General features: G+C 45.9%; 5 protein-coding genes. All 5 read left to right on the top strand.

The window, feature by feature from the left end:
- A partial coding sequence (locus CIK89_RS01185; RefSeq protein WP_144007321.1) for an RHS repeat-associated core domain-containing protein occupies positions 1-2279 on the top strand: 2279 nt, incomplete at its 5' end.
- A gap of 2 nt (positions 2280-2281) precedes the next feature.
- A complete protein-coding gene (locus CIK89_RS01190) occupies positions 2282-3229 on the top strand; it encodes an ankyrin repeat domain-containing protein (protein ID WP_094389610.1) in 948 nt (315 codons plus the stop codon).
- Positions 3192-3899 carry an RHS repeat-associated core domain-containing protein gene (locus tag CIK89_RS01195; RefSeq protein WP_254046317.1) on the top strand — a complete coding sequence of 236 codons (708 nt, stop codon included), beginning with the start codon at positions 3192-3194 and terminating at the stop codon, positions 3897-3899. The genes CIK89_RS01190 and CIK89_RS01195 overlap by 38 nt, the downstream gene beginning before the upstream one ends.
- Before the next feature lie 534 nt (positions 3900-4433).
- The gene (locus tag CIK89_RS01205; protein ID WP_094389612.1) at positions 4434-5015 is read left to right on the top strand and encodes a hypothetical protein; all 582 of its coding nucleotides are present in this window, start codon (positions 4434-4436) and stop codon (positions 5013-5015) included.
- A 120-nt stretch (positions 5016-5135) separates the two neighbouring features.
- Positions 5136-5791: DUF6443 domain-containing protein (locus tag CIK89_RS01210; RefSeq protein WP_144007322.1), on the top strand; the 656-nt coding region annotated here is incomplete at its 3' end.

The following is a 5791-nucleotide window of genomic DNA, read 5'->3' on the forward strand; positions in this document are numbered from 1 at the left end:
AATTCATCGGCAACAACCTTACAAGCGCGATGCCTGCATTAACCATTGGACAGGAACAGAGACAGCACGCCATCGGCTACCTTACGGGACAGGTGGTGTACGCTACCGGCGGCGAGGCCCTCGGCACCGTCACCGTGTACGACCGCAAGGGGCAGGCGGTGAGATGTGTACGCAAGGGTCTCGGCGGACGTCTCGAGGATGTGGTCACGGCATACACGTTCACGGGTGCCGTTGACAGCACGGAGGTGCATGCCGGTGTCGGTTACGGGAGTGACTTCATGGCAAAGACCTCCTATACGTACCAATATGGCAAAAAGACAAAGATGAGCCTGTCCGTCAGACATGGTGCCTCCACACAGTCGCGTGAGACGGGATACGTCTATGACGCCATAGGCAGGCTGGAAAGGAAGGAAAGGCAACTGACCAGGACATCCAAGTCCATGTGCTCATATACATACGACGTTCACGGATGGCTCAAGAGCGTCAGCAGCGGAGGATTCCGCGAAGACCTGTACTATGCCGACGGTCTTGACAGCGCATGCTACAACGGAAACATAAGCACCGTGCGGTGGAAGGCAAGGAATGATAGCGAATACAAGGGCTACAACCTGAGGTACGACGGGTGCAACCGCCTGTACCTGGCGCTTTTCGGAACAGGCGACAACCTGACAGGCAACAGAAACTACTTCAACGAGCAGGCGGAGTACGACTGCAACGGAAACATCAAGAGGCTGCGACGTTGCGGGCTTCAGGACGCGATGCACGGAGGTTTCGGATTGGTTGACGACCTGCGGATGACATACGAGGGGAACCAGTTGGCAAGCGTGTTCGACAACGTATGGAGACTTCCGTACGCAGGGGCGACGGACTTCGACGGCGTGGCTGGGCAGGAGTATCCACTGACATACAACGGGGCAGGGTCGCTCACGAGCGACGCGAGCCGCAGGATAGCGAGGATAGACTATGATCTGAGGAACAATCCGATAAGGATACAGTTCACCGACGGAAACGTGACGAAATATGTCTATAGCGCAATGGGCGAGAAACTGCGCGTGGTGTATCAGACAGCCGTTCCGAACATCACCGTCGCCATAGGAAGCACAAGGGAGCTCATGCCGTCGGAGATACTATACACAGACTCCACGGACTATCTGCTTGGAGGTGCCTTGACGCTTAAGAACGGACGCATAGACATGTTCCAGTTTGACGAGGGATACTGCCAGGCCACACAATATAATGCCACGCAGGACAACTTCACCTTCCTGTACTATGACAAGGACCACCTGGGAAATGTACGTCAGGTGACGAAAGCGGTAGGCAGCAATGGGACAGTAGTACAGACGATGAACTACTACCCCTTTGGAGCCCAGTTCTGTGACGGCTCTGCCGCATCAGGTGACGTGCAGCCGTACAAGTACAACGGCAAGGAACTGGACAAGATGCACGGATTGAACACCTACGACTACGGAGCGCGGCAGTACAATCCAGTCACCGCACGTTGGGACAGGATGGACCCGTTGGCGGAGAAATACTATAGCGTTAGTCCGTATGTGTATTGTTTGGGGAATCCAGTAAAGTTTGTGGACGAAGATGGCTTGAAGCCTACGGAAGAGGAAGCGGCTCGAATCGCGCATCATGTATATGGCAAAGACAAAGTTGAACTCATTGGGGGGTGGAGAGTCTCTAATTTGCATATAGACGGAGTCACTTTAAGGGATGACCGTTCTGGTTTTAAGTCTGCTATATATGAACGTACAATTGACGGGGTCACAGAATATGTCTATGCTACTTCAGGAACAGATAGTGATAGTTATGAAGACTGGAAAAATAATTTCTTACAGGTATTTGGAGCCTCGGAGCAGTATAATATTTCAAAGGAAAACGCACGTGTTTTATCGGACAATATTAATCAAGAACTTACTTTCGTAGGTCATTCTTTGGGCGGAGGCATGGCGGCTACGAATGCCTACAAGACAGGTCGCAGTGCAATGACATTTAATGCCGCATGGGTAAGTCCCCTTACCATTGCACCATGGAACAGGAAAGGTGCAAAAATAGACGCATATGTTCATGTTCGGGATGAATTGAATATTTTCCAACAAACACACATGGGAGTGAGAGCTAATGGAAATATACATTGGCGCAATAAAAACCGTGCAATAATGGGGCACAGCATAAAGAATTTCTATCCCTCGGGAAAGGAAATGATAATGCAGAAGAGCAAAAATGCACAATCGCAATATACGTTGAATACTAACAATATTTTATTTGGCTTTTAATTATGAAACATAATGGATATTTTTGTGCAATATGTGTCTTGCTGGTATTGTTGTCGTCCGCGTGCATAGACAGGGAGGCGCCAGTAGATAAGAAAAAACTATTAGGAGATGATTTTAGGTTATTTCAAGGCACCATTGCATGGAATTTAGCCAAGGCTGTACAAGACGAAAATGCCGATGAAATAAGGCGGCAGGTTCAGGATAAGAATATACCTATTGATTATAAGGAAGATAGATGGAAGCAAACTCTATTAATGCTTGCCACCCATAATAATAAGAAAGAATCAGTAAAAGCATTATTGGAATTAGGTGCAAATCCTAATGTACCATGTGATACCATTAGATATAGAGGGGATAATTCGGTTATTATTGCTTCAAGATTTAGTCGTGTTTCCCCTGAAATACTAAAGATGTTGTTAGAATATGGTGGAGACCCCAATTCCGTAGAGCGCGGAGTGCAGCAAGACAATCTTGGCAACTGGATTCCCGCTCGCCATTTTGCGTTGTTCGAGGCAGTGGATTTGGATGGAGATTATGAAAAAGTAAGAATGCTTGTGGAGGCAGGTGCTGATGTTAACATGCAGACAGAAGATACAGGTGCAGGTGCAATGTATGTCGCACTAACATTTGACCGTATGGATGTCCTTCTTTATTTACTGGAACACGGAGCAGACTATAATAGGAAGTTTAAAAGAATGGATGTTATCAGTTCTAAAGACTCTGCATATTACAAGTCATTTTATGTTGACATTCTTTATATGTTGAGACTTAGGGCATATCCTCTTGACTCTAAAAAGCATAAGGAAAAGTTAAAAGTCATAGATTTTTTAAAGGAAAGAGGAATGGACTATTGGAAGTCACCTGTCTCAGATTGGGCTTTAACTGTTATAAAACGTGAAATATCTCCGAAGGATGAAAAGGAATTACAGGAATATCTCAAGCGGTATTGACAACTGCAACGTGACGAGGTTTGTCTATTCCGCCACGGGCGAGAAACTGCGAGTGGTGTATCAGACTGCCGTTCCGAACATCACCGTCGCCATAGGAAGCACAAGGGAGCTCATGCCGTCGGAGATACTATACACAGACTCCACGGACTATCTGCTTGGAGGTGCCTTGACGCTTAAGAACGGACGCATAGACATGTTCCAGTTTGACGAGGGCTACTGTCAGGCCACACAATATAATGCCACGCAGGACAACTTCACCTTCCTCTACTATGACAAGGACCACCTGGGCAATGTCCGTCAGGTGACGAAGGCGATAGGCAGCACGGGGACGGTGATGCAGACGATGAACTACTACCCCTTTGGAGCCCAGTTCTGTGACGGCTCCGCCAATAACAACGATGTGCAGCCATACAAATACAATGGTAAGGAACTGGATAAGATGCACGGACTGAACACCTACGACTACGGCGCACGGCAGTACAATCCCGTCACTGCACGTTGGGACAGGGTAGATCCGCTGGCGGAGAAGTACTATAATGTGAGTCCGTATGCGTATTGCCACAATAATCCGGTAATGTTGATGGATCCAGATGGGATGGATGATTATTACACTTCTGACGGAACATACTTAGGTACAAACTCTGCAGAATCGGATTATATATATAAGTGATGACTATCGCGAACTGAAAGATGGCAAATATGTTATCAATCTTAATACAAGAGTTGGTTTACCATCATCTGATATTTCGGCAGAAGCTTTATCAAAAATTTTCACACATATCGTTGGAAGAATGCCTGAAGTAGATTTAACCCAAATAGATTGTAATCAGATTAATGTTGTGAAATGGTCACGTGACGCATATAGCAACACTATACACGTTGATAGCCATTATGGTAATGTCATGGTGGTGATGATAAAACAAATGCGAGCACATTAGGCAACAATATAACAGCTTTTTGGGGAGACAACAAACAAATGTTTGAATCACGAAGTAATATTCAGAACATGTTAGGTGGAGAAGAATACACCTGCCATATAAAAAAACAATGGCATCACTACATGAAAGATAGTAGGAATCCTAACAAAACCGACAATATTAAAATATTTAATTATTTAATGAACCACCCAACATGGAATAAGACAACTGATACTTACAAACAAAGTTTGATAAGATACAAACAATTTTTTTTAGGAGAATAAAAGATGAAGAGATTAATAATTGTCACATTAGTACCCCTTTTGTTTGCGTGCAATGACAAATATGTCTTGCAGGCGAATTTATGCATGGTTGGTGATAATAAAGAGATAAGGAGAGACGAAATGGATAACGTTTTCAACATAAGATGTTTGTCCATTCACTATTTAGCCATAAACAAATCCAATGACTCCATATTTATACCAATAGGGTATCCATACGAGAAAACGGTTATTGCCAATATAGAGTCAAGGGATTTATTTTATCAGCCATATCAATTATATAGATGTAATAAGTTTAATGGTTCAGCACAGCAATATTTTGCACCGGGAGATAGTATTTCAATTACATTCCTTTTTGCCATATATCCTAAAAACAGTACTGATAGCGAATGGTTGCGGAATGTTTCAACCAAGGAGTTGATGTCAAAGATGGAGTTAAAATTGGTTAAGCCAACGAATGGGAAAAACATAGATAAAATTCCCAACATAATCTTTAATAATGACACTAACGATATATGCATAAATCCAGTAATAAGTGTGCAAGATTCAGATCAGAAGATGGATTATGAGTCGATTAAACATAATTAAAGTAAATTGAGACATGAGCACGGTGCGCATTGAAAATACTGATATTCAAATTTGTTTAGATTATGTCGTCCAAACGAACGATTCCGTTATCTCCATCAATAGTTACAACTACAGGAAGCCATGAGTATAAATAAAATACACATAACGCTGATAACGATGCTTGCGGTGCCGCCATGCTCGGTTCTGGCTCAGACTCCATCCCAGAACTACGTCAGGACCGTGACGATGCTCGACGCTTACGGGACGGATTCCATTCAGGCTGTGCAGTACTACAACGGCCTGGGCCGCCCCACGCTCTCTGTCGCCACGGCGGGAGGAAACGGCGAGACCGCCTGCACCCTGACGACCTACGACGGAGCGGGGCGCGAGAAACGCAGGTATCTCCCCGTGCCTGCAAGCGGACTCGACTATATCCCCGTGAGCGGGGTCACGTCCATGGGCTTGTTTTATCTTGACGACGGATTCTTCACCGAGAGCCACTACGACGCGCTCGACAGGGTGACAGCAGTCGACATCGCAGGAGACACATGGAGACAGGCGGGAAAGCAGGACAGGACGGAACACCTCGCAAACACCGCTTCCGACCAGGTGCTGCACTTCGAGGCTCCCGAGGACGGCTCGTACAGCCTCACGCTCCCCGAGAACACAGCCTTCGAGTACTATCCAGAGGGAACGCTGGCAAAAGCAGTGTCTTACGATGCCGACAACAGGAGCACAGCCGTATTCACCGACCTGCTCGGGAGGAAGATTATGGAGCGCACCGCAGCAGGAGATAC

The organism is Prevotella sp. P4-119, assembly GCF_002251345.1.
Classification (GTDB): Bacteria; Bacteroidota; Bacteroidia; order Bacteroidales; family Bacteroidaceae; genus Prevotella.

Coding starts and splice junctions, on each gene's coding strand:
- CIK89_RS01190 (WP_094389610.1), top strand. CDS start 2,282: ATGAAACATAATGGATATTTTTGTGCAATATGTGTCTTGCTGGTATTG.
- CIK89_RS01195 (WP_254046317.1), top strand. CDS start 3,192: ATGAAAAGGAATTACAGGAATATCTCAAGCGGTATTGACAACTGCAAC.
- CIK89_RS01205 (WP_094389612.1), top strand. CDS start 4,434: ATGAAGAGATTAATAATTGTCACATTAGTACCCCTTTTGTTTGCGTGC.